Source organism: uncultured Caulobacter sp. (assembly GCF_937900395.1).
Lineage (GTDB): Bacteria > Pseudomonadota > Alphaproteobacteria > Caulobacterales > Caulobacteraceae > Caulobacter.
On record NZ_CALCDX010000088.1, the window covers coordinates 1 to 22,101 of the forward strand.

General features: G+C 69.0%; 21 protein-coding genes and 2 pseudogenes. 11 read left to right on the top strand and 12 right to left on the bottom strand.

The annotated features are described in order from the left end of the window. Positions 1–347: 347 nt before the first annotated feature. Positions 348–698, top strand: a complete 351-nt coding sequence (locus Q0379_RS07440) for a YciI family protein (RefSeq protein WP_299006465.1) — start codon at positions 348–350, stop codon at positions 696–698. Positions 699–899: 201 nt separating this feature from the next. Then, a complete protein-coding gene (locus Q0379_RS07445) occupies positions 900–1,976 on the top strand; it encodes a DUF6596 domain-containing protein (RefSeq protein ID WP_299006468.1) in 1,077 nt (358 codons plus the stop codon). Between the two features lie 92 nt (positions 1,977–2,068). On the opposite strand, the gene Q0379_RS07450 is transcribed toward Q0379_RS07445, so the two are convergent. Together Q0379_RS07450 and Q0379_RS07455 are read right to left on the bottom strand one after the other, a co-directional pair. Further along, positions 2,069–3,403 carry a dihydroorotase gene (locus Q0379_RS07450; RefSeq protein ID WP_299006471.1) on the bottom strand — a complete coding sequence of 445 codons (1,335 nt, stop codon included), beginning with the start codon at positions 3,401–3,403 and terminating at the stop codon, positions 2,069–2,071. A 63-nt stretch (positions 3,404–3,466) separates the two neighbouring features. Then, entirely contained in the window at positions 3,467–4,630 is a 1,164-nt protein-coding gene (locus tag Q0379_RS07455; protein ID WP_299006475.1) for a glycosyltransferase family 9 protein, read from the bottom strand. Positions 4,631–4,739: 109 nt separating this feature from the next. Between Q0379_RS07455 and Q0379_RS07460 the strand changes: the two genes are divergently transcribed. Continuing rightward, on the top strand, positions 4,740–5,534 hold the full coding sequence (locus tag Q0379_RS07460) for a folate-binding protein YgfZ (protein ID WP_299006477.1): 795 nt from the start codon (positions 4,740–4,742) through the stop codon (positions 5,532–5,534). Here Q0379_RS07460 and Q0379_RS07465 read toward each other — a convergent pair. Further along, positions 5,531–5,953 (bottom strand): hypothetical protein, encoded by a 423-nt coding sequence (locus Q0379_RS07465; RefSeq protein ID WP_299006480.1) that lies wholly within the window; start codon positions 5,951–5,953, stop codon positions 5,531–5,533. The genes Q0379_RS07460 and Q0379_RS07465 overlap by 4 nt on opposite strands. Before the next feature lie 125 nt (positions 5,954–6,078). Between Q0379_RS07465 and Q0379_RS07470 the strand changes: the two genes are divergently transcribed. Further along, a complete protein-coding gene (locus tag Q0379_RS07470; protein ID WP_299006484.1) occupies positions 6,079–6,672 on the top strand; it encodes a DNA-3-methyladenine glycosylase I in 594 nt (197 codons plus the stop codon). Between the two features lie 100 nt (positions 6,673–6,772). On the opposite strand, the gene Q0379_RS07475 is transcribed toward Q0379_RS07470, so the two are convergent. Next, on the bottom strand, positions 6,773–9,562 hold the full coding sequence (locus tag Q0379_RS07475; protein ID WP_299006487.1) for a hypothetical protein: 2,790 nt from the start codon (positions 9,560–9,562) through the stop codon (positions 6,773–6,775). A gap of 99 nt (positions 9,563–9,661) precedes the next feature. Further along, a pseudogene (locus tag Q0379_RS24165) lies at positions 9,662–9,865 on the bottom strand (DNA polymerase IV); the annotation flags it as partial. 26 nt (positions 9,866–9,891) lie between these two features. Here Q0379_RS24165 and Q0379_RS07480 point away from each other — a divergent pair. Continuing rightward, a complete protein-coding gene (locus Q0379_RS07480) occupies positions 9,892–10,095 on the top strand; it encodes a hypothetical protein (RefSeq protein WP_299006489.1) in 204 nt (67 codons plus the stop codon). 89 nt (positions 10,096–10,184) lie between these two features. On the opposite strand, the gene Q0379_RS07485 is transcribed toward Q0379_RS07480, so the two are convergent. From Q0379_RS07485 to Q0379_RS07505, 5 genes are all read right to left on the bottom strand, one after another. Further along, a complete protein-coding gene (locus Q0379_RS07485) occupies positions 10,185–10,676 on the bottom strand; it encodes a helix-turn-helix transcriptional regulator (protein ID WP_299006492.1) in 492 nt (163 codons plus the stop codon). 10 nt (positions 10,677–10,686) lie between these two features. Further along, positions 10,687–11,316 carry a cytochrome b/b6 domain-containing protein gene (locus tag Q0379_RS07490; protein WP_299006494.1) on the bottom strand — a complete coding sequence of 210 codons (630 nt, stop codon included), beginning with the start codon at positions 11,314–11,316 and terminating at the stop codon, positions 10,687–10,689. Next, positions 11,303–11,587 (bottom strand): hypothetical protein, encoded by a 285-nt coding sequence (locus tag Q0379_RS07495; protein ID WP_299006497.1) that lies wholly within the window; start codon positions 11,585–11,587, stop codon positions 11,303–11,305. The genes Q0379_RS07490 and Q0379_RS07495 overlap by 14 nt, the downstream gene beginning before the upstream one ends. A 98-nt stretch (positions 11,588–11,685) precedes the next feature. After that, complete coding sequence (locus Q0379_RS07500; protein ID WP_299006502.1) at positions 11,686–12,228, bottom strand: hypothetical protein; 543 nt, start codon at positions 12,226–12,228, stop codon at positions 11,686–11,688. A 91-nt stretch (positions 12,229–12,319) separates the two neighbouring features. Then, positions 12,320–13,174: a glycoside hydrolase family 16 protein gene (locus Q0379_RS07505; RefSeq protein WP_299006562.1), complete on the bottom strand. Its 855-nt coding sequence runs from the start codon at positions 13,172–13,174 to the stop codon at positions 12,320–12,322. 98 nt (positions 13,175–13,272) lie between these two features. Here Q0379_RS07505 and Q0379_RS07510 point away from each other — a divergent pair, with 98 nt between their 5' ends. Next, a complete protein-coding gene (locus Q0379_RS07510; RefSeq protein ID WP_299006504.1) occupies positions 13,273–13,920 on the top strand; it encodes a ribonuclease HII in 648 nt (215 codons plus the stop codon). Positions 13,921–14,020: 100 nt separating this feature from the next. Continuing rightward, positions 14,021–15,097, top strand: a complete 1,077-nt coding sequence (gene ccrM / locus Q0379_RS07515; RefSeq protein ID WP_066683986.1) for an adenine-specific DNA-methyltransferase CcrM — start codon at positions 14,021–14,023, stop codon at positions 15,095–15,097. A 321-nt stretch (positions 15,098–15,418) separates the two neighbouring features. On the opposite strand, the gene mutY is transcribed toward ccrM, so the two are convergent. Then, a complete protein-coding gene (gene mutY, locus Q0379_RS07520; RefSeq protein ID WP_299006508.1) occupies positions 15,419–16,492 on the bottom strand; it encodes an A/G-specific adenine glycosylase in 1,074 nt (357 codons plus the stop codon). A gap of 49 nt (positions 16,493–16,541) precedes the next feature. Between mutY and Q0379_RS07525 the strand changes: the two genes are divergently transcribed. From Q0379_RS07525 to smc, 4 genes are all read left to right on the top strand, one after another. Beyond that, positions 16,542–17,084 (top strand): DciA family protein, encoded by a 543-nt coding sequence (locus tag Q0379_RS07525; protein WP_299006511.1) that lies wholly within the window; start codon positions 16,542–16,544, stop codon positions 17,082–17,084. 138 nt (positions 17,085–17,222) lie between these two features. Next, positions 17,223–17,840 (top strand): DsbA family protein, encoded by a 618-nt coding sequence (locus Q0379_RS07530; RefSeq protein WP_299006514.1) that lies wholly within the window; start codon positions 17,223–17,225, stop codon positions 17,838–17,840. Beyond that, positions 17,840–18,457, top strand: coding sequence for a thioredoxin domain-containing protein (locus tag Q0379_RS07535; protein ID WP_299006518.1), 618 nt, complete (start codon positions 17,840–17,842; stop codon positions 18,455–18,457). The genes Q0379_RS07530 and Q0379_RS07535 overlap by 1 nt, the downstream gene beginning before the upstream one ends. A 19-nt stretch (positions 18,458–18,476) precedes the next feature. After that, positions 18,477–21,920, top strand: a complete 3,444-nt coding sequence (smc, locus tag Q0379_RS07540; RefSeq protein WP_299006520.1) for a chromosome segregation protein SMC — start codon at positions 18,477–18,479, stop codon at positions 21,918–21,920. An 80-nt stretch (positions 21,921–22,000) separates the two neighbouring features. Here the strand turns inward: smc and Q0379_RS07545 are convergent. Further along, positions 22,001–22,081 (bottom strand): annotated as a pseudogene (locus tag Q0379_RS07545) (hypothetical protein); the annotation flags it as partial. Positions 22,082–22,101: the final 20 nt, after the last annotated feature.

Below are 22,101 nucleotides of genomic sequence, written 5' to 3' on the forward strand. Positions count from 1 at the left end.
CGCTCACTTCGATTCCGGATACGCGGATCATAGAGCGCCGCGAACGCTCGTACTTTCTCTCTCCTCCCCCATCGGGGGAGGGGGACCGCCGAACGGCGGTGGAGGGGGCCAGCCGCGCTGGCGACGGCCCCCTCAGATTAGAAAAACGAGCCCGGCGGACCACAGGGTATAACCTCTCCGCACGAGGCCCCCTCCACCAGCTTCGCTGGTCCCCCTCCCCCGATGGGGGAGGAGAAACCTTTCTCCCCCTCGACATTTTTCGGCGTCCGCTGTCGAATCCGCCCGAGCCGGCGCGTCTCTGGGGTCGAAGCGCCGCGATGGTCGCGGGCTCGCCTGGAGTGATCGCCATGAAATACGCCCTGCTGATCTTCGAAGACGAGAACGCCTTCCGCGACGAACGTGGTCGCGCCTGGGAGGAGATCCTGGCCGCCCACGGCGCCTTCGCCGGCGAACTGGCGGAAAAGGGTATCCTGAAGGGCGGCGCGGGCCTGAAGACCAGCGACACCGCCACCACCGCCCGCAAGAGCGCGGGCCAGTACGCCCTGCACGACGGCCCCTATGCCGAGGCCCGCGAGCAGCTGGGCGGCTTCTATATCGTCGAGGTCGACAGCCTGGACGAGGCCCTGGCCCTGGCCAAGCGGGTGCCCCTGGCCGGCGACGGCTCGATCGAGGTCCGGCCGGTGATCGACGAGGACTAGGTCCTGGCCGCGCTGGAGCAGACCTTCCGGGAGACCGGAGGCCGGATCGTCGCCGCCCTGGCGACGGCGTTCCGCGATCTCGACATCGCCGAGGAGGCCTTCGCCGACGCCTGCGCCAAGGCGGCGGAGGTCTGGTCGGCGGCCCCGCCCCTGGACCCGGCGGCCTGGCTCTACGCCGCGGCGCGGCGGCGGGCGCTGGATATGATCCGTAGACAGATCGTCAGACGCCGCCTGGCGCCAGAAGCGCCCGAGCCCGAGCTGTCGGTCGAAGCGCAACTGGCGTCGGACGACCGCCTGATCCCCGATGAGCGGCTGCGGCTGATCTTCATCTGCTGCCACCCGGCCGTGGCGCCCGAGGCCCGCGCGGCCCTGACCCTGCGGCTCGTCTGCGGGCTTTCCGCCCAGGAAATCGCGCGGGCCTTCCTGGTGTCCGAGCCGGCCATGCTGCAACGCCTGACCCGCGCCAAGCGTAAGATCGCCGAGGCCGGCGTGTCGTTCGAGGTCCCCGGCCCCGAGGCTTGGCCCGAGCGCCTCGCGGCCGTGATCGCGACATTGGAGGTCGCCTACGCCCGCGCCCACGAGGACGCGGCGGGAGCCGGGCCGCATGCCGGCTTCGCCCAGGAGATGCTGGGCCTGACCGCGGTGCTGGTCGAACTGCTGCCGGACGAGCCGGACGCCTTGGCCTTCGCCGCCCTGGTTCGCTACGCCGAGGCCCGTCGCCTCGCGCGGCTCGACGACGAAGGTGTGATGGTCCCGCTCGATCGCCAGGATCCCGACCTGTGGCGCGACGACCTGATCGCCGAAGCGGAGGCCCTGCTGCGGCGGGCGGGAAGCCTGGGTCCCCCCGGGCCGATCCCGCTGCGCGCCGCCCTGCACAGCGCCTGGTGCGCGCGCGAGACTTTAGATGAACCGCCGCCCTGGCCGGCGATCCTATCGCTCTACGACGCGCTGCTGAGTTTCGGCGAGGATCCGTTCGTCCGGATCAACCGCGCGGTGGCGGTGGCCGAGGTCTCGGGGCCGGCGGCGGCGCTGGCGGAGATTGAGGCGCTGGACGCTGGAAGGCTGGCGAGCTTCCAGCCGTTCCACGCGGTGCGGGCGGACCTGCTGGCGCGTCTGGGAAAGCGGAAAAGGGCGCTGGACGCCTATGACCAGGCCATGGCGTTGGGCCCGGCCGAGGCGGAAAGACGCTGGTTGATCCGTAGGCGGATGGAAATGCTCCAAACCTATCAAACACCCGACCTCCCCGGCGAATGCCGGGGCCCAGATGGAGACCTCTGAGACGACGGCGTAAGCGGACGCTTCTTCCCGCCAGCCCCAAAGCCATACGATCTGGGCCCCGGCATTCGCCGGGGAGGTCGGAGAAAAGGGATCTACCCCGCCAGCGTCTCGAGGAACCGCACGGGCTCGCCACGCCCCTCGGCGATGACCTCGTCGTCGCGCATGACCACGACGCCGCGGACGATCGTCGCCTTGGGCCAAGCCTTGGCCTCGAAGCCGTCGAAGGGGGTCCAGCCCGAGCGGGTGGCCATCCAGTCGTGGGTGATGACGCGGCGGGCCTTCATGTCGACGATAGTGAAGTCGGCGTCGAAGCCCTCGGCGATGCGGCCCTTGTCGGCCAGGCCGAAGATGCGGTTCACGCCATGGCTGGTCAGGTCGACGAAGCGCTCCAGGGTCAGCTTGCCCTCGACCACGTGGGTCAGCATGATCGGAACCAGGGTCTGGACGCCCGGCATGCCCGACGGCGAGGCCGGATAGGGCCGGGCCTTCTCTTCGCGGGTGTGGGGGGCGTGGTCGGAGCCCAGGACGTCAGCGACGCCGGTGTCGACCCCGCGCCAGATCCCGGCCACATGGTCGGCCGAACGGATCGGCGGGTTCATCTGCGCGAAGCCCTTCAGGCGCTCATAGGCCTCCGGCGCGACCAGGGTCAGGTGCTGGGGCGTGACCTCGACGCTGGCGACGTCCTTGTTCTGGGCCAGGAAGTCGATCTCTTCCTTGGTGGTGACGTGCAGAACGTGGATGCGCTTGCCGAGGCTCTTGGCGATACGGACCAGTCGATGGGTCGACTGCAGGGCGGCCTGGGCGTCGCGCACCTCCGGGTGGCTGGTCCAGTCGCCGGGACGGGCGAGAGCCCGGCGCTCGGCCAGGCGGTACTCATCCTCGGAGTGGAAGGCCGCGCGGCGGTTGACGTGGCGCAGCACGTTCTCGACGCCCTCGTCGTCCTGCACCAGCAGGCTGCCGGTCGAGGCGCCCATGAACACCTTGATCCCGCAGCAGCCGGGCAGGCGCTCCAGCTCGCCCAGGAAGGCCGCGTTCTCGTGGGTGCCGCCGACATAGAAGGCGTGGTCGGTGTGCATGCGGCCCTTGGCGCGCGCCAGCTTGTCGGCCAAGGCGTCGGCGTCCGTGGTGGTCGGCTCGGTGTTGGGCATCTCGAAGACGGCGGTGACGCCGCCCAGGGCCGCGCCGCGCGAGCCGCTCTCAAGGTCTTCCTTCCATTCCAGGCCCGGCTCGCGGAAGTGGACCTGGCTGTCGATGACGCCGGGCAGGACGGTCAGGCCCGTCGCGTCGAACACCTCGCCGGCGCTGGCCTGGGAGAGGTCGCCGATGGCGACGATCTTGCCGCCGCGCACGCCGATGTCGGCGAAGCCCCGGCCGGCATGGTTCACCACCTCGCCGCCACGCACGATCAGGTCGAAGGTCTGGGTCATGGGACGGCTCCTCGGAACGTTTGCGGCGGTCTAGGGCCGCCCCGCGCGCGAGGCAACCCGGAACTAGCCGGCGTCGCGCTTGGCCGCGCGCTTGCGAGCGGGCGGCTTTTCGGCCGGGGGCGCGGGCGGCGCCTCGGCGACGGTCTCCGCCTCGACGTCCTGGGGGGGCGCGTCGACGTCCTGGATGGGCTCGCCCCACGGCGAGGTATCGGGCTCGGCCGCCTCAACCACCGTCTCGGGCTCGGAGACCTCGGCCGGCGTCGCCACGCGCGCCAGCAGTTCCTTAGCCGCCCGGACCACGGTGGGCACCGGCAGGTCGCTCATGTGGCGGATCGCCTGCGAGAGCTCCGGATCGATCGCCTTGAACTGCTGGAAGGTTCGCGGGCCGCGCACGGCCACGGCCTTGTCGCCCCACGGCCCGTAGCGCCGCTCGTCCGAGGGGCCGAACAGACCGACCGTCGGGCAGCCGGCGGCGGCGGCGATGTGCATCAGGCCAGAGTCGTTGCCGATGAAAAGGCTGGCGCGCTTCAGGCAGGCATAGGCGGTCAGCAGATCCACCTTGCCGGTCAGGTCGATGGTCCGGCCGCGCGCCGAGGCCATGCGCAGCTCCTCGACCATCCGGGTGTCCTCGGGACCGCCCAGGATCAGCAGACGCCCGCCAGCCAGCGGGCCGTCCTTGTCCAGCAGCTGGGCGGCGGTCTGGGCGAAGCGCTCGATCGGCCAGACCTTGCCGATCCAGTTGGCCGCCGGCCCCACGGCCAGGATCGGACCGCCTTGTCCCAGGAGCTCGTCCGCCAAGGCCTCGACCTCGGGCGTGATGTAGAGGTATGGCGCGGGCGGCTCGCCCTCGAGCTTCAGGACGCGGGCGGCGTCGACCACCTTGTGCACCGGCTCGCCGGGGGTCTTCTTCCAGATCGCCCGCTTGTCGCGGCGCAGGAAGAGGGCGGTGGCCGAGCCGCGCAGGTCGACGACCAGGCCCCACTTCCTGTGGCGCACCTGGTTCCACAGCTTGAACCAGTGGCCCTTGCCCTTGCCCTTCTCCATGACGATCACTCGGTCGAGGCCGGGCACGTGCGCGAACAGCGGCGCGGCCAGGGGACCGGCGACGATGGTGAAGCGCGCGTTGGGGATCTGATCAGAGAGAAGTTTGATCAGGCCGGACGAAAGCACCGCGTCACCGATGCGCGTCGCCGTGATAAAGAGAATCGGGAAGGCCCGCTGTGTCATCGGTCCATGTATAGGGCCGTCGGCGAGTCGGCGCATCCCACGTTAACACTTCAGCTTTCCGAGATGTTCGGGACTGGCGCGAGCGTCGCCTCGGCGCCACATCTGGCCCATGACCACGCCCACCGTCGCCCGCCTGCCCTCCCGCGCCGTCATCGCCGTCTCCGGCCCCGACTGGCGGAGCTTCCTGCAGGGTCTGCTGACCCAGGACGTCGAGACCCTGGCGCCGGGCGAGCTGCGGTTCGCCGGCCTGCTGACCCCGCAGGGCAAGCTGCTCTACGACCTGTTCGTGGCCGGAACCGAGGACGGGGCCCTGCTCGACGTCCAGGCCGACCAGCGCGACGCCCTGCTGCAGCGCCTGATGATGTATCGCCTGCGCGCCAAGGCGGCGCTGGAGGCCAACGATCGCCCGGTGCTGGCCGTGTTTGGCGGCGAGGTCGCCAGCGAAGGCCTCTATGCCGATCCGCGTCTGCCGGCCCTGGGCGCTCGCGCCTATGACGACCGGCCGGCCAACGCCGCCGAGGACGCCTACGACGCCCACCGCCTGGCCCTGGGCGTTCCTGGTCCCGCCGACTGGGGCCAGGAGCGCACCTATCCGATCGAGGCCAATTTCGACCTGCTGGCGGGGATCGACTTCAAGAAGGGTTGCTTCGTCGGCCAGGAGACCACCAGCCGCATGAAGCGACGTGGGACGATCAAGACCCGCATGCTGCCCATCGCCTTCGACGGTCCGCCGCCGGCGTTCGGCGCCGAGGTGCTGGCCGGCGAGCTGCGCGCCGGCGAGGTGCTGGGCGGGCGGGATGGCCGGGCCATGGCCCTGCTGCGCCTCGACCGGATCGACGGTGCCGACCTGACGGTCGACGGCCGGCCGGTCGCGGTGGACCGGCCGGCCTGGATCGCGCTCTAGCGGCAGCGGCCGTAGCGGTCCGGCGAGGCCCCGGGACCGCCGCGCCACCCCGGCGGATTCTCCCAGTTCGTGCCGGGTCCGCCGCGCGGGCCGGGCGGATTGTTGTCGTTGTCCAGCCAGCACCGCGCGGCCTGGTTCCACCAGCCGTAGCGCGGGTGATAGTAGCCGTAGGCCGGGTGGTAGTAGTAGCCGTTGCGGTAGACGAACTCGATCCGCTGGCCATGCCAATGGTAGTAGCGGCGATCCGGCGAGGCTCCGGGGCCGCCGCGCCAGCCGGGCGGGTTCTCCCAGTTCGTGCCGGGGCCGCCGCGCGGTCCGGGCGGATTGCCGTCATGATCGTGGCGCTGGGCCAGCACCGGCGTCGCGGCGGCCACGGCGCCCGCCATCGCGAGCACGGCCAAGGTCTTGAGGCGCTTCATGGGCGTCTCCTTCAGATGTTGAGGTCCCTCGGTCGCTTGAACGGGCCAACGCGACCATTCCGTCGCCGCGCTCGATGTTCTCGAAAAGTTCTAGCCAGGCGACGCCTTTGTGCTAGCGTCGCCGCATGACCGAACCGACCCGATGCACCTGGCGCGGCATGAACGGCGACCCGTTCTACGAGGCCTATCACGATCACGAATGGGGCGTGCCCGAGTGGGACAGCCGCGCCCTCTGGGAAAAGCTGGTGCTGGACGGGTTCCAGGCCGGCCTGTCGTGGATCACCATCCTGAGGAAGCGCGAAGCGTTCCGCGCCGCCTTCGCGGGCTTCGATCCGGAAAAGGTCGCCCGCTTCGGCGAGGCCGACCGCGCCCGGCTGATGGCCGACGCCGGCATCATCCGCTCCAACGGCAAGATCGACGCGGCCATCTCCGGCGCGCGGATCTACCTGGACATGCGCGAGCGCGGCGAGGACCTCTCGACCTTCCTGTGGGACATCGTCGGCGGCGCGCCGATCCAGAACACCTGGGAGACCGGCGCGCAGGTTCCGGCCCAGACGCCCCCGGCCGTCGACATGGCCAAGGCGCTGAAGGCCAAGGGCTTCAAGTTCTGCGGCCCGGTGATCGTCTACGCCTTCATGCAGGCGACGGGGATGGTCAACGACCACTTCGTCACCTGCTTCAGGCATGAAGAGTGCAGGGCGCTGGGGCATAAGCACTGAGCGGACGCTTTGGACGGCGGCTATGGGTGGAGAGCGGAAGTTCGGCACCGACCTCGAGCCACACCCGGAATTGAGGTCTAGCTGGTGGATAATTCCGGTGCTAGGCCTTGCGGATCAGCCCTGTGAAGCCCGCCACCGACAGCGTTGTGATCACCCAGCCGGCAGCGATATAGAACCAGAGCCACCAGCGGAGCATTGGCCCGCAGGGTCTAGGACCTGGCTTGCACAGAGCATTGGCTGCGGGTCGCCAAGCGTCCTTCTGCTGTAGCGAAAGAACCGGGACGAGGACGTCGGTGGAGTAGGCAAAACCGCTGAAGCGCGGATAGCCGTCCGGCAAGCTGCCGTCGATCTCCCACTGCTTTCTGGCGACGTCATTGGTCGGCACCATGATCGTGTTGGCGCCGGTCCAGAAAAGTGTCGCCGTAAAGAAGATCAGGAAAGGCGCTGCGATCGCCGCGCGCTGGGGTTCATATCCAAATCCCATGATCACGCCATAGAGCCAGAGAAGCCATCGGCGAGGCGCGAAGGCGACCGTCTTTCTCTTAGCCTCTTCACGAGCGATCAGCACGCGCCGCGCCTCATGTTCACGGCCTTGGTTGCGCAACACCTTGGCCAGTTGCTCAAATGGTTGCCAAGAATTGGCCTCGGTGGCGGGGGCCGGTTGCCGATCCAGCCAGCGCAGACGGTTCTTGGCGTCTAGCGGGACCAGTCGAGAATAGGCAAGACCGTCGGCCATGAGCCGCCCTTGCTTTGGCCAGCTTGCCTCATCGTCTTCAATCCCATGAACTTCTGCGGCGCGAAGGTCCAAGGCCCCATTGGCCCGGAATTCCTCCATGATGATGAGCCCCCCCTTTACGCTCGCCCTTCGCAACGAGAGGCTGACATCACGACGATTGAGAAGCTTGACGTCGGAAAGATCGACGTCACCAGCAATCGACGCACTGGCAAGGTTTAGTCCGCCCAGAAGACGAACATCATTCCACCCGGCGACGTCCCCCTCAATCTTGGCGCTGGACAGGTTCAAGGCTGGGCCTCTACGGCCGTATAGCCTGCAGGCGCCAAGCTGGACATCGCCAGCAATCGTCGCTCTCGCCAGGTCAAGACGGCCGCAGGCGGTCAGGCCGTCGATCAGCTGAAGGCTTCCGGCGAAGGTGGCCTTTTTGGCGTTTAACGCGACGCGGCGGCTCCTTAGCTTGGCCCCAGAGAGGTTAAGGCTGCCGCACAGGCTGTTACTAAGATCAATGAGTCCATCGACTTCGCTGTTAGCAAGGATGACGCCGCCGCCGACTTTCAGGGACTGCCCGCGCAGTGCGACATCTTCTCGTCCCTTAAACTTGGCGTTCAGGAACAGGAAGTGACCCTCAACGGTCATGAAGTTCAAACTCATCGCGCCCGTTGCGCTAAAGCCGATATGGCCGGTCATCGAGCCGGCGCAACGTGCGTGATCGGCTAGGAGCGCCCAACCTGAAGATGGGTGTAGCTGGGCCTTGTTGAGCCAAATGTTAGAACCAATCGTCGAATAGGGCATGTAGACACCGTTGACGCTGGCGCCCGCCAAGGTGAGTCCGCCGCCAATTGAAGCGCTCTTTATGCTTAGGCGTCCCTCCAGGGAGGCGTCTGGCAAGTAGAGGTTTCCGCCGATCTTGGCTCCGTCCAACACCAAGGCTGTGGTCCTGTTGGTGGAGATCTCTAATCCTTCACCATCGAACGCCCCAGCGACGGCGATGCTGTGCAGATCGATGGAACCCGAAACACGAGCCCGGTCCAGATAGACACTGCCTTTGCACGCCACCCCGGGGCCGAAGATTGCTGCGCCGCTTCTTGGAGCGATGGTCGCCTCATGCAGCTCAATATCGTTACCTATCTTGCATCGGGTTAGGATGAGGCGCCCGGCGAGATCCATTTCGCGCGCGATCAAGCGCCCTGCAATTGTCGTGTCGAACAACGCCAAGCCCCGCCCTCGCCGAGCACGATGGCAAGCGTTGCGCAGATTGACCGCGCCGCCGATCGTGGAGTTGTCGATCACGATCTCGCCGATGCGCGGCACACGTCTGCCCAAAGCTGGGTAGTGTTGAAGCACCACCGAACGGCCGACATTCGAGCTCATGATTGCCAGGGCCGGATGCTTTCGCGCCGCCAACCTGGCGTTTTGCAAATCAATCCCGCCCCCGACATTGGCGTCGAAGAACCGCACCGAGCCGATGCTGCGAAAGCCGCGGCGTAGCAAAACCGCACCGCCGATGGTCGAAAGCTCTACTCTTAGAGACACCTCGCTGCTGACGACGTCGCCGGAGCATTCAAGATTGCCTTGGACGGTTGTGCCAAACAGACGAATGCCACCGAAAGCTGCGAACTTTCCGCCCATCAACACCGAGCGCGTTACGCTTGCCCCCTCGAGATTGAGCGCTGGCTTGTCATTGGCGCTCAGCCGCGAGCCCCACAGCCTGAGATTTCCCTTGATGCGCGCTCCCAAGCACAGGACCGCGTCCTCGAACACCGATTGGCGCAGCACAACCGTGCCATCGATTTCGGCTTGATTGAGGTTGATCCCCTTCAGTTGGCAGTCGAGCAAACGCAGGTAGGGCAGCTTGGCGTTATGCAAGACGACGTCTGTGTCGAAGCTGCATTGCTCGAAAATCAACGGGAAGCGGATAACGCAAAACGAAAGATCCACCGCGCCGCGGATCTTGAAGTTCGAAACTGCTAAGCCCGAGCGTGGCACGAAGGAGGTGCATGCATCCTCAATGCAGATCCAGCGCACCAGCTCTGCGCGAACGACACGCTTGGTCTTAGCCACGCTGCTCGTAGGACCAGCTTGAACCGCTTTAAGAAACGCTAGCTCGCTGGTTGTGAGTTTGGAAAACTTGGTCAGCGCCAGCTCTGAAAGCAACTTGGGCCCCACGCTTTGCTCCGGCGTTTGCGCATTTTTTGTCGAGATGCCTTGAAGCTAGAGCATAAACTCTAAGTCGTGACGAGCCCGTCTTCACCGCTAAGATTTCACAGGACCCAAACCCAAACCCAGTTGCTCTTGTTCGAAGGGCATCGCCCGATCGAGTTCGACAGGGTTACCCCCAACCAGCCGCACGCCCAGGCACGGAGGATAGACAGATTGAACAAGATCAACGCTCGTACGGCGCAGGGCCTGCTGATCGCAGATGGGCGCGGGTAAGAAGCGACTGCGTGTGGCCTGACGAAAGTCATGAGCCTGGAGAGGCCAATATGGAAACCCTCCGCTCGCTCGCCGCCGTCGCCGGTGCCAGTACCGGTGCCGGTGCCGGTGCCGGTGCCTCCAGCGGCATCGGCTATGAGCTGGCCGAGCTGTGCGTCCGCCACGGTTACGACCTCGTTATCGCTGCTGACCGTCTACTGGCCCAGAAGGAGCAGGTGCTGCACGGCCTGGGCGCCCAGGTCGAGGCAGTCTAAGGCGATTTCCACGATCGAGGGCGTCGACAACCTGGTCAGCCTCCGCGCAAGCGGATGGGGTGAACGTCCGCCTAGGCTCGCAATCCGACCTACCCCGTCTCCACCAACTCTTCCATGAACAGCGCCATCAGCGCCGACTGTGAGCGGACGCCGGCCTTGGCGTAGACGCGGGTCAGCTGGGCGCGGACGGTGCCGGTCGCGGCGCCGCGCAGGGCGGCGATCTCGGCGACGTCGCAGCCCTTCAGCGCGAACAGGGCGACGTCGGCCTCGGCCGCGGTCAGCTTCCAGTCGGAAAAGCGCAGGCGGGCGAGGTCGGCCAGCGCGCCCTTGGCGGCGGCCACCGCGGCCTCGTCCTGGCGGGCGCGCAGGACGAGCCACCGGACCTGGGTCGCGCCAAACAGCACGCCGGCCAGCAGGGCCAGCGCCGCGCCGCCCTCGGCCAGCAGATGCTTGCCCATGCCGTCGGCGCGCACATCGCCCGTGAAATCGACCAGGAAGAACAGGGTCGCGGCCAGCTGCAGGATCACGACGACCGCGATCATCGTGATCCTGCGTTCCAGAGCTCGCCGCCGCTTGATCATGCGGTATGGCTTAGCGCCGCCCGGGCAGCATCGCCAAGACAATCCGCCGACCGCTGCGCCGCGTCTCGAACACCACGCCGGCGATATGCAGCACGATCAGGACGTAGAGCAGGTGGACGGCGGTCTCGTGGACCTCGGCCAGCGGCCCCTCCTCGCGTTCGCCGCCGCCCTCGCGGGCCTCCTCGCCCTCGTCCTCCTCACGCTCCAGGCGCTGCGCGGTCGCCGTGAGCGGAGCCGCGCCGAGCTGGCCTTCGGGCTTGGCCGGGGCGCTGACCATCAGCACGCCCGTGACGATGATGACCGCCAGCGTGCTCCAGATCGCATAGACCATCAGGGCGCCCAGCGGATTGTGCGAGGCGTGCTCGCTGCGCTTGCCCGTCGCGATCTCACGGATGTGGGCCAGGGCCCGGCCGGGGCTGGGCGGGAAGGCCGAGAAGCGCGCCTCGGCTGGACCGATAACGCCCCAGATCAAGCGCAGGATCAGGGTGGCGGCCACGGCGTAGCCGACCCAGACGTGCGCGTCCGAGCCTTCCTCGGTGATCAGGGCGTTGGCGAGGATCGCCGCGACGATGGTCCAGTGGGTCAGCTTGACCACCGGATCCCAACGACGCGGCGGCGCGGCGGTCTCAGTCGCGGTCATGACGGCGCTCCTGGTCGTGGTTCTCGTCGTGCTTCTCGTCGCGATCCTTGCGGTCCGCGTGGTCCTTGCGGTCGTCGTCCTTGTCGTGGCGCGCCGCGCGATCGTCGGCGTGCTCGGCCTTGCGCGCCGTGAGAGACGGCGCGGGCTTGGCGGCCTGGGACGGCGCGGCGGCGACCTTGGCCGGCGTGGGCTTGGCGTCGTCCGCCAAGGCCGGGGCGGCGGCCAAGGACAGGATCAGAAGGCTGGCGCCCAGGGCGTAGCGCTTGGTCATTTGCAGTTCTCCCGTGCTGATGACGGGAGAGGACCTGCGCCCTCCCACCGGCCGCGACCATCGGCGGACGGCTTACAGAGGCCGGAATAAGCGCCTGCTTACAGGGCTCGCGCCTCGACCACCTGACAGCTCCAGCGATCCCAGGGGCCCGCGGCCTGCCCCAGGTTGATCGCCGCGAAGATCAGCTTGCCGCCGATCGGGATGGTCCCCTGAACCACGGCGGAGACGGTTCCCGCCGCCGCGCGCCCCTTGGTCATCCGACAGGACAGGCGCGGGTCGGCGATCTCCAGGCCCGAGACGTTGGTCGCCCCGCCTGTCAGCAGGACATCTCCCGCCTTGTTGCGATTGGCCTGAACCCCGTCTAGCACCACGAAACGCTCGGGATGAGCGCGGACCTGGGCGGGATCCGGCAAGGCGCGCGCCGAGCGCGCCAGGGAGGGCGCGGGCGGCGGCGCTTCCTCCTTGGGCCGCGTCACCGCCACCAGCACCGCGCCGCCCAGGAACACGGCCAGGAACGTCGCGAGCGCCCGCGCCGGCGTCGCGACCACGGACCACCCCGGCCGAGGGCGAAACACGAAGACGAACGCCGCGACCGAGGCGATAAGCCAAAGCACAGGCAAGGCGGCGGTCACGAACCCCATCAGACAATCCCTTCCGGCCTCGCTCGGCCGCCTGGCATGTAGAGCAAGCGCGCGCGCCTTTCCAAGCCCCTGGACAAGGGAATGGCCGACGCTAGCGCTGGCTGACCCGCACCCAATCCACCTCCATCGTCGCCGGCAAGGCCGTCTCGTCGACGCCCTTGGCGTTGGCGCCCTCGGGCCAGCGGCCGCCGAAGGCGAGGTTCAGGATCAGGTGGAAAGGACGGTCGAACGGCGCGGGACCGGCTTCCGCATCGTCGCGCTTCCAATCCTTCTGGTCGGCGCGGGCGTATTCGCGGCCGTCGACGAACCAGGCGATCGCCTCGGGCGTCCATTCGACCGCATAGACGTGGAAGCCGTCCGGCGAGGCCGGCATGACGGCGTTTCCGCCCGCCTGGCGGTGCGCTCCGGCGGCGTCGGCGGCGAAGTGGATCGTGCCAAACACCCGGTTCTCCCGGCCGCCGTCACAGGCCTCACACGGCGCGCCCAGGTTGACTGTCTCCAGGATGTCGATCTCGCCGGATTTCGGCCAGCCGCCATAGGTCGACAGCTCGGGCATCATCCAGATCGCCGGCCACACGCCCTGGCCGCCGGGGGCCCGCGCCCGCGCCTCGATCCGTCCGTAGAGCCAGCTGGCCTTGCCCTGGGTGACGATCTTGCCGGAGGCGTAGTCACCGGTCTTCATCGGCCCGGTCGGGCCGGCCCACGGATTGGCCAGGCCCTTGGTCTTGCGCTTGACCACCGTCAGCCGAAGCATCCCGTCCTTGACCGAGACCGTGTCCGGATCGGCCACATAGCATTGGCGCTCGTCGTTGCCGCCGCCGCCGCAATCCGCGGCAGGGGTCCAGCGGGTCAGGTCCAGCTTGTCGCCGTCGAACTCGTCCGCCCAGACCGGTTTCCATTCCCCGGCCTGAGCTTGGGCGGCCGCCGGCGCGAGGGCGAGGGCCATGACGAGGGCGAGGGTTGATTGGGAAGCGCACATGGCGAGACCCTAGTCCGCCCCGCCGGACATTCCCATCCCGCGCGAAGCGGCCTAAACACCGGTCCATGCCGTCCGGACCCGACATGATGTTGGAGATGGCCTGCGGACAGGGGCCTGTCTGCGGGGTGGACGAGGCTGGGCGCGGCCCGTGGGCCGGGCCGGTCAGCGCCGCGGCGGTGATCCTGGATCCCGATCGAGTCCCCAAGGGCCTCAACGACTCCAAGAAGCTCTCGGCCAAGGCCCGCGCGGCCCTGGAGGAAGAGATCAAGGCCGTCGCCATCGCCTGGTGCGTCGACATGGCCTCGATCGAAGAGATCGCCGAGTACAACATCCTGCACGCCACCGGGCGGGCCATGTGCCGGGCGATCGAAGGCCTGTCGGTGACCCCCGCCATCGCCCTGGTCGACGGCAACTACCGCTTCCCGCTGCCGTGCGAGATCAAGACCGTGGTCAAGGGCGACTCTCTGTCGTGCTCGATCGCCGCCGCCTCGATCCTGGCCAAGGAGGCCCGCGACCGGCTGATGATCGAGATGGACGCGGTCTATCCCGGCTACGGCTTCGCCAGCCACAAGGGTTACCACGCGCGCATTCACGTCGAGGGCCTGGTGAAGCTCGGCCCCTCGCCGATCCACCGCCTGGGCTGGGCCCCGGTGAAGGCCGCGCTGGCGGGCGAATTGAACCTGCAGCTGCCGTTCGAGGACGCGGCCGAGTAGCGAGGGCTCTAGCCTCGTTTACGTCTCGCTAACCACGTCCATACACACCGCGTTTACTAGAAAGACTCATGATTCCGTTCTCTTTCTTGAGGACGCGGACATGACCTTCGGGCCGGAAACCATCATCCTGGGCGACTGCATCGAGCAGATGAACGCCCTGCCGGAGAAGTCGGTCGACCTGATCTTCGCCGATCCGCCCTACAATCTTCAGCTGGGCGGCGACCTGCTGCGTCCCGACAATTCCAAGGTCGATGCGGTCGACGACCACTGGGACCAGTTCGAGAGCTTCGCCGCCTACGACAAGTTCACCCGCGAGTGGCTGAAGGCCGCCCGCCGCGTGCTGAAGGACGACGGCGCGATCTGGGTGATCGGCAGCTATCACAACATCTTCCGCGTCGGCGTCGCGGTGCAGGACCTGGGCTTCTGGATCCTGAACGACATCGTCTGGCGCAAGTCCAACCCGATGCCCAACTTCAAGGGCACCCGCTTCGCCAACGCCCACGAGACCCTGATCTGGGCGTCCAAGAGCCAGAGCGCCAAACGCTACACCTTCAACTACGACGCCCTGAAGATGGCCAATGACGAGGTGCAGATGCGCTCGGACTGGACCATCCCGCTGTGCACCGGCGAGGAGCGCATCAAGGGCGCCGACGGCCAGAAGGCGCACCCGACCCAGAAGCCGGAAGCCCTGCTCTACCGGGTGATCCTGTCGACGACCAAGCCGGGCGACGTGATCCTGGATCCGTTCTTCGGCGTCGGCACCACCGGCGCGGCCGCCAAGCGCCTGGGCCGCAAGTTCATCGGCATCGAGCGCGAGGCCGAATATCTCGAGCACGCCAAGGCGCGGATTTCCAAGGTCGTGCCGATCGCGCCCGAGGACCTCGAGGTCATGGGCAGCAAGCGCGCCGAGCCGCGCGTGCCGTTCGGCACGATCGTCGAGGCCGGCCTGCTGTCGCCGGGCGACACCCTCTACTGCGCCAAGGGCGAGCGCGTGGCCAAGGTGCGTCCGGACGGCTCGATCACGGTCGGCGACCTGTCGGGCTCGATCCACAAGATCGGCGCCCTGGTGCAGTCGGCGCCGGCCTGCAACGGTTGGACCTACTGGCACTTCAAGACCGACAAGGGTCTGGCCCCCATCGACGTCCTGCGCGCCCAGGTCCGGGCGGGGATGAACTAGAGCGCTTTGTGGGGAAGGGCGTCGGCGTGATCCGACGGCCGGGCGGCCCGGGAAGGCCGCGCGGCTGATCCGCGAGGGGCGGATCGCCTCCCCGCCGGGGCGGCCAGGACGGATCGGCATTCAAGGCAGCGCTTGAAATCAACAGCTCGCCTTCCTGGGCCTTGTGCCCAGGACCCATGTTGGCGGCAGGCTGGACTTTTGAAGTGACCCGAGGCTGAGCGGCCCAGGGCGCCGGTCAAACTCAGCGGCTGCGGAACGATGGGTCCTGGGCACAAGGCCCAGGAAGGCGGGATGGTTCGCCGCTTGAATGTCGATCGGCCGCTAGAGCAGCCGCTCGGCCGCCCGCGCGGCCTTCAGGAAAACGCTGGGCAGGGCCGAGAGACCCTCGCGCGGAGTCCAGACGAAGTCGCCGTCGCCTCCATCCTTGTCCTTGGCGGCCGCGAACACGCGAAGCGTCAGCGAGAAGTGGGTGAAGACGTGCTCGACCGCGCCGAGGTCGCGCCAGGCCCCCGTCATAGGCGCGGCGGCCCGCGCCTCGGCGTCGTCATAGGGCGCCGCCCGCCAATCCGAGGTCGGCAGGCCCAGCATCCCGCCCAGCAGCCCCTTCGGCGGCCGACGAACCAGGGCCACCTGATCCCCGCGCGTCAGGACATAGGCCACGCCATGCCGACGGGGCCGATCGGCCTTCCTGGCCTTGCGCGGATAGGTCTCCGGCGCGCCGCCCTTGAAGGCCTCGCACCAGGCCGAGACCGGGCAGAGGTCGCACAGCGGCCCCTTCGGCTTGCAGACCGTGGCCCCCAAATCCATCAGCGCCTGGGCCCAGTCGCCGGGGCGCTCGTCGGTGACCAGCGCGCCCGCCAGCGCCTTCAGTTCGGGCTTGGCGTCGGGCAGCGGCGTCTCGACGGCGAACAGCCGCGATATCACCCGCTCGACATTGCCGTCGACCACGTTGGCGGGCCGGTCGAAGGCGATCGCCGCCACGGCCGCGGCGGTGTAGGCGCCGACGCCCGGCAGGGCGCGAAGGCCCTCTTCGGTGTCCGGGAAGACGCCGCCGTGCTGGCTGGCGACCGCGCGAGCGCAGGCCAGCAGGTTGCGGGCGCGGGCGTAGTAGCCAAGCCCCGCCCAGGCGGCCATCAGGTCGCCGTCCTCGACCGCCGCGAGATCCGAGACCGTCGGCCAGCGTTCGGTGAAGCTCAGAAAGTACGGCGTGGCGTGCGGCACGGTGGTCTGCTGCAGCATGACCTCCGACAGCCAGACCCGATAGGGATCGGACCGGACGCCCGCGCGGCGGTCACCGGGCGACACCCGCCAGGCCAGGGCGCGGGCTTGGCGGTCGTACCAGGCCAGCAGGCTTGAGCGGAGGGCGGCGCAATCAAGAGAGACGCTGGCTTTCATCGTCTCCTCGCCTACCGCGAAGAACGGTCCGCATGCTAGTCTTCCCGCCATGGCCCGCCGCCCCCTGCCCAGCCCCGAAGAAGCGATCGCGATCCTGCGCGACAAGCGCACCCGGCCGCCGCGCCGCCCGCCGCCGCCGGCCGGAAAGAGCCTGGCGCCGCTGCTGAAGGATCTGGAGAACCGCTTCGGCCAGGGCCCGGCCGCCTTGCAGACCCGCTGGCGCGAGATCGTCGGCGACACCCTGGCGCGGCGCACCGAGCCGGTCCGCATCATCAAGGGCCGCAACGGCGAAGGCGGTGCGCTGGAGCTGCGGGTCGATGGTCCCATGGCCTCGCTGATCCAGCACCAGGCGCCGCAGATCACCGCTCGGCTGGACATGCTGCTGGGCAAGGGCGTGGTCACCCGCCTGCGCATCGTCCAGGGGCCGGTCAAGGCCGCCGCCGCGCCGGTCGCCCAGCGTCCGCGCCGCAAGCCGCCGCTGGACGCCGCGCTTGAGAAGGAGCTGGCCGACAGCCTGGCCGAGCAACCTGACGGCGGGCTGAAGCAGGCGCTGCTGAAACTGGGCCGAGGCGTGCTGGCCTCTAACCGCTGAAGCGTCGCCGCCGAGGCCGGGCGAGACCATTGACAACCACGCCTCGCTCGCGCTCTTGCCCTAGTCTGCGTTGAGCCCTTTTCCCTTCGAAACGAGAATCGGGCTTAAGTTTCCAATCGACCGCCGAAGGGCCATTTGATGCGTTCGCTGATCAGCCGAGTCACCCTTGTCGCCGCGCTCGCCGCGGGCCTCGCCAGCTGCGGTCCCAAGGGCGAGACTATCACCGCCGACGACATGACCCAGGGCAACCCGAACGCCAAGGTCACGGTCGTCGAATACGCCTCGGCCTCGTGCAGCCACTGCGCCGAATGGAACGAGGAGGTCTACCCGGCCTTCAAGGCCAAATACATCGACACCGGCAAGGTCAACTACGTCTATCGCGAGATCCTGACCCCGCCGCAGGAGGTGGCGGCCGCCGCCTTCCTGATGGCCCGCTGCGCCGGCAAGGATAAGTACTTCCAGGTCGTGGACTCGGTCTATCGCGCCCAGCATCAGATGTTCCAGACGGGCCAGTTCCGCGAGGGCCTGCTGACCGTCGCCCAGTCGGCCGGCATGACCGAAGAGCAATTCAACGCCTGCGTCACCGACGAGAAGGCGCTGAAGGCCCTGAACGATCGGGTCCAGAAGTACAGTCAGGAAGCCAAGATCCAGGGCACGCCCACCTTTGTCGTCAACGGCAAGAAGGTCGGTTCGGAAGAGGGCGGCGCGCGCACCCTGGCCGAGCTGGACGCGGCCATCGCGGAAGCCTCGAAGTAATGACCCTGGACCGGCGCGCCTTGATCGTCTCGGGCTTGGCCGTCCCCGGCCTTGTGCTTGGGGCGGCGCCGGCGGCCGCGCGCGCCGCCTCCTTGCCGCCGGTTCCGGGCGAGATGGTGATGGGCTCGCCCAGCGCGCCGGTCCAGTTCGTCGTCTATGCCTCGGCCAGCTGTCCGCACTGCGCTCACTGGTGGACCGACATCCTGCCGCAGGTTCGCAAGGGCTTCATCGACACCGGCAAGGTGCGCATGGTCTTCCGCGAATTCCTGACCCCGCCGCCCGAATTCGCCGCCGCGGGCTTCATCCTGGCGCGCCGGATCCCCGGCAAGTACTTCGACGTCCTGACCACCGTCTTCGAGAAGCAGGCGGCGATCTACGAGAGCGAGAAGCTCTGGGAAGGGCTGGAGGCGATCGGCCAGCAATATGGCCTGACCGCGCAACAGTTCGCCGAAGCTCTGCGCGATCCCAAGGCGCTGGACGCCGTCAACGCCCGCTTCGCCCGCGCCCAGACGGACGGGATCGAGGGCACGCCGACCTTCTTCGTGGCCGGCGCCCAGGTCGACGGTACGGACTTCGCCGCCCTGTCGCGCGCCTTCGCCGTCGCGGCGAAGGGCTGAGGACGAAGGGGACCGCCTCGTGCAGTTCCAGCGCCTTCGCCTCTCGGGCTTCAAGTCCTTCGTTGAGCCGACCGAGTTCCGGATCGAGCCGGGCCTGACCGGCATCGTCGGCCCGAACGGCTGCGGCAAGTCGAACCTCCTGGAAGCCCTGCGCTGGGTGATGGGCGCCAACTCGGCCAAGGCGATGCGCGCCGGCGGCATGGACGACGTGATCTTCGCCGGCAGCGGCGCGCGGCCGCCGCGCAACCACGCCGACGTGGCCCTGACCATAGACAACGCCGATCGCACCGCCCCGGCCCAGTTCAACGACGACCCCGTCCTGGAGGTCGTGCGCCGGATCGATCGCGGCTCGGGCTCGACCTACAAGATCAACGGCCGCGAGGTGCGGGCTCGCGACGTCCAGCTGCTGTTCGCCGACGCCTCCACCGGCGCCAATTCGCCCGCCCTGGTCCGCCAGGGCCAGATCAGCGAGCTGATCGGCGCCAAGCCGCAGAACCGCCGCCGCATCCTGGAAGAGGCCGCGGGCGTCTCGGGCCTGCACACCCGCCGCCACGAGGCCGAGCTGCGCCTGCGCGCCGCCGAGGCCAACCTCGCGCGCCTGGACGACGTCGCCCGCGAGCTTGAGACGGCCCTGAACCGCCTCAAGCGCGAAGCCCGCCAAGCCGAGAAGTACAAGCGCCTGTCGGCCGAGATCCGCGCCGTGCAAGGCGCGGTGCTCTACACCCGCTGGACCGAGGCGCGCGACACGCTGGAGCGCACCCAGCGCGAGGCGACTGAGGCCGCGCGCCTCGTCGAGGAGACCGCTCGCGCCAGCGCCGCCGCCCAGGTGGCGATCACCGAGGCCGAAGCCGCCATGCCGCCGCTGCGGGAAGAGGCGACGATCGCCCAGGCGATCCTCGGCCAACTGGCCATCCAGAAGGACCGCGCCGAGCGCGAGGCCGAGGCCGCCGCCGCCGAGTTCGAGCGCCTGAAGAACGACCTCGCCCGCATCGAGGCCGACCGCGCCCGCGAACAACAGGCCAAGGAGGACGCCGCCGCCGCCCTCGCCCGCATCGACGCCGAGCTGGAAGAAGTCCGCGCCCTGGTCGCCGCCGCGCCCGAGCGCGGTCCCGAGCTGGAGGCCGCCGCCAAGGCCGCCGAGGCCGCCCGCGCCGCCGCCGAAACCCAGGTCGAGCAGTTGGCCGCTCGCGTCGCCGCCGAGGAGGCGCAGTTCCGCGCCGCCGCCACGCGCCTCTCCGAAGCCGACGCCCGCGCCAGCCGCACCAACCGCGCCCTCGACCAGGCCAAGGCAGAACGGGCCGCGATCGGCCCCGAGGTCGATCCCGCCGCCGCCGACGCCCGCCAGCGTTTCGCCAACGCCGAGGCCGCCCTCGCCGCCGCCCGCGCCGCCCTGGAGGAAGCCGAGGCCGAGCGCGTCAAGGCCGCCGAGCACGAGGCCCAGGCCCGCCAGCGGGCCCGCAATGTCGAGGACCAGCTGGGCCGCCTGCGCACCGAGGCCCGAGGCCTGGCCCAGCTGACCGCCCCCCGCGCCAAGAGCGGCCATGCACCGGCGCTGGACAGCGTCTCGCCCGACAAGGGCTATGGCGCGGCCCTGGCCGCCGCCTTGGGTGATGATCTCGACGCCGCGCTCGATCCGAAGGCGCCGTCCTACTGGGGTGGCGCGCAGGTCTCGGCGCCGGTATGGCCCGAAGGAGCCCAGCCGCTGGTCCCGCTGGTCAAGGCGCCGCCCGAACTGGTCGCTCGTCTCTCGCACGTGGCCGTCGTGGCCCGCGCCGACGGCGACCGGCTGCAGAAGAGCCTGAAGCCCGGCATGCGCCTGGTCTCCATCGAGGGCGACCTATGGCGGTGGGACGGCTTTGTCGCGCGCGCCGATGCGCCCAAGCCCGCCGCCATCCGTCTGGAGCAGCGCACGCGCCTCGCCGAGGTCGAGGCCGAGATCGACGTTCTGGCTCCGCGCGCCGAGGCGACCGCGGCCGCCCTGAAGACCGCCGCCGACCGCATGCGGGCGGTCGAGGAGCTGCTGCGCGACAAGCGACGCGGCCCGCCCGACGCCGAGCGCCTGCTGACCCAGGCCCGCGAGCAGGTCGCCAAGTTCGAGCGCGAGCAGGCGCTGCGCGCCGCCCGGGCCCAGTCGCTGGACGACACCATCGCCCGCTTCGAGGCCGAAAAGGCCGAGGCCGACGCGGCCCTCGCCGAAGCCCGTGACGCCCATGCCGCCGCCCAGACCTCGGGCGATCTTCAGCCGCAACTGGCGGAGGCGCGCCAGGTGGCCGCCAAGGCGCGCGAGGCCGCCAGCGCGGCCCGCACCGCCCTCGACCTCGAGACCCGCGAACGCGCCGGCCGCCAGCGCCGCCTGGAAAGCCTGGAGCGCGACCGCGTCGACTGGGCCAAGCGCGCCGAGACCGCCGCCAAGCGCGCGGAATCGCTGGAAAGCGACCGCGTGAAAGCCGCGGCCGCCCTTGAAGCCGCCCGCGAGGCGCCGGCTGTCCTGCAGGAAAGGCTGGTCGCCCTGCTCGACGAGTTCGCCGCCGCCGAGGCCCGCCGCGCCAAGGCCAGCGACGCCCTGGAGACCGCCGAGACCAACCGCGTCAACGCCGACCGCGCCGCCCGGGCCGCCGAGCAGGCCGCCGGCGAGGCCCGCGAGAGGCGCGCCGCCTTGGTCGCCCACCTGGACGGCGCCCGCCAGCGCTACGCCGAGGTCGCTACCGCCATCCGCGAGCAGGCCCGCATGGAGCCCGAGGAGCTGGGCCGCCACGTCGCCGGCGAGGCCGTGGCCGTGCCGAAGGACGCGGCCGGCGTGGAAGCTCACCTGTTCGCGCTCGAAAGAGAGCGCGACGCCATCGGCCCGGTGAACCTGCGCGCCGAGGAAGAGGCCCAGGAATATGCCGGCCGCCTGGAGATCATGCGGACCGAGCGCGCCGACCTGTCGGGCGCGGTGACCAAGCTGCGCGCCGGCATCGAGGAGCTGAACGCCGAAGGGCGCGAGCGCCTGCTGGCCGCCTTCGACGTGATCAACGCCAATTTCCAGACCCTCTTCCAGGCCCTGTTCGGCGGCGGCCAGGCCGAGCTGAAGTTGATCGAGAGCGACGATCCGCTCGAAGCCGGTCTCGAGATCTACGCCTGCCCGCCCGGCAAGCGCCTGGCCAGCATGAGCCTGATGAGCGGCGGCGAGCAGGCCCTGACCGCCAGCGCCCTGATCTTCGGCGTCTTCCTGGCCAATCCGGCGCCGATCTGCGTGCTGGACGAAGTGGACGCGCCGCTCGATGACGCCAATGTCGACCGCTACTGCAACATGCTCGACGAGATGCGCCGCCGCACCCAGACGCGCTTCATCGCCATCACCCACAACCCGGTGACCATGAGCCGGATGGACCGCCTGTTCGGCGTGACCATGGCCGAGCGCGGGGTGAGCCAACTGGTCAGCGTGGATCTGAGCACGGCCGAGAAGCTGGTGGCGGCCTAGGGGCGGTAGCGGACCGGCGGCGCGTTCAGATGAACTAAGGTTTCAATTTCAGTGTCATCCCGGAAGCCTCGCAGAGGCTATCCGGGACCCAGGGGTTGCATGAGCGCTGTGCAAGCCGCCCCTGGGTCCCGGCTCTCCGCTACGCTACGGCCGGGATGACACGTGAAAGGGCGGGTTTGCG

Coding starts and splice junctions, on each gene's coding strand:
- Q0379_RS07440 (WP_299006465.1), top strand. CDS start 348: ATGAAATACGCCCTGCTGATCTTCGAAGACGAGAACGCCTTCCGCGAC.
- Q0379_RS07445 (WP_299006468.1), top strand. CDS start 900: ATGATCCGTAGACAGATCGTCAGACGCCGCCTGGCGCCAGAAGCGCCC.
- Q0379_RS07450 (WP_299006471.1), bottom strand. CDS start 3,403: ATGACCCAGACCTTCGACCTGATCGTGCGTGGCGGCGAGGTGGTGAAC.
- Q0379_RS07455 (WP_299006475.1), bottom strand. CDS start 4,630: ATGACACAGCGGGCCTTCCCGATTCTCTTTATCACGGCGACGCGCATC.
- Q0379_RS07460 (WP_299006477.1), top strand. CDS start 4,740: ATGACCACGCCCACCGTCGCCCGCCTGCCCTCCCGCGCCGTCATCGCC.
- Q0379_RS07465 (WP_299006480.1), bottom strand. CDS start 5,953: ATGAAGCGCCTCAAGACCTTGGCCGTGCTCGCGATGGCGGGCGCCGTG.
- Q0379_RS07470 (WP_299006484.1), top strand. CDS start 6,079: ATGACCGAACCGACCCGATGCACCTGGCGCGGCATGAACGGCGACCCG.
- Q0379_RS07480 (WP_299006489.1), top strand. CDS start 9,892: ATGGAAACCCTCCGCTCGCTCGCCGCCGTCGCCGGTGCCAGTACCGGT.
- Q0379_RS07485 (WP_299006492.1), bottom strand. CDS start 10,676: ATGATCAAGCGGCGGCGAGCTCTGGAACGCAGGATCACGATGATCGCG.
- Q0379_RS07490 (WP_299006494.1), bottom strand. CDS start 11,316: ATGACCGCGACTGAGACCGCCGCGCCGCCGCGTCGTTGGGATCCGGTG.
- Q0379_RS07495 (WP_299006497.1), bottom strand. CDS start 11,587: ATGACCAAGCGCTACGCCCTGGGCGCCAGCCTTCTGATCCTGTCCTTG.
- Q0379_RS07500 (WP_299006502.1), bottom strand. CDS start 12,228: ATGGGGTTCGTGACCGCCGCCTTGCCTGTGCTTTGGCTTATCGCCTCG.
- Q0379_RS07505 (WP_299006562.1), bottom strand. CDS start 13,174: ATGGCCCTCGCCCTCGCGCCGGCGGCCGCCCAAGCTCAGGCCGGGGAA.
- Q0379_RS07510 (WP_299006504.1), top strand. CDS start 13,273: ATGCCGTCCGGACCCGACATGATGTTGGAGATGGCCTGCGGACAGGGG.
- ccrM (WP_066683986.1), top strand. CDS start 14,021: ATGACCTTCGGGCCGGAAACCATCATCCTGGGCGACTGCATCGAGCAG.
- mutY (WP_299006508.1), bottom strand. CDS start 16,492: ATGAAAGCCAGCGTCTCTCTTGATTGCGCCGCCCTCCGCTCAAGCCTG.
- Q0379_RS07525 (WP_299006511.1), top strand. CDS start 16,542: ATGGCCCGCCGCCCCCTGCCCAGCCCCGAAGAAGCGATCGCGATCCTG.
- Q0379_RS07530 (WP_299006514.1), top strand. CDS start 17,223: ATGCGTTCGCTGATCAGCCGAGTCACCCTTGTCGCCGCGCTCGCCGCG.
- Q0379_RS07535 (WP_299006518.1), top strand. CDS start 17,840: ATGACCCTGGACCGGCGCGCCTTGATCGTCTCGGGCTTGGCCGTCCCC.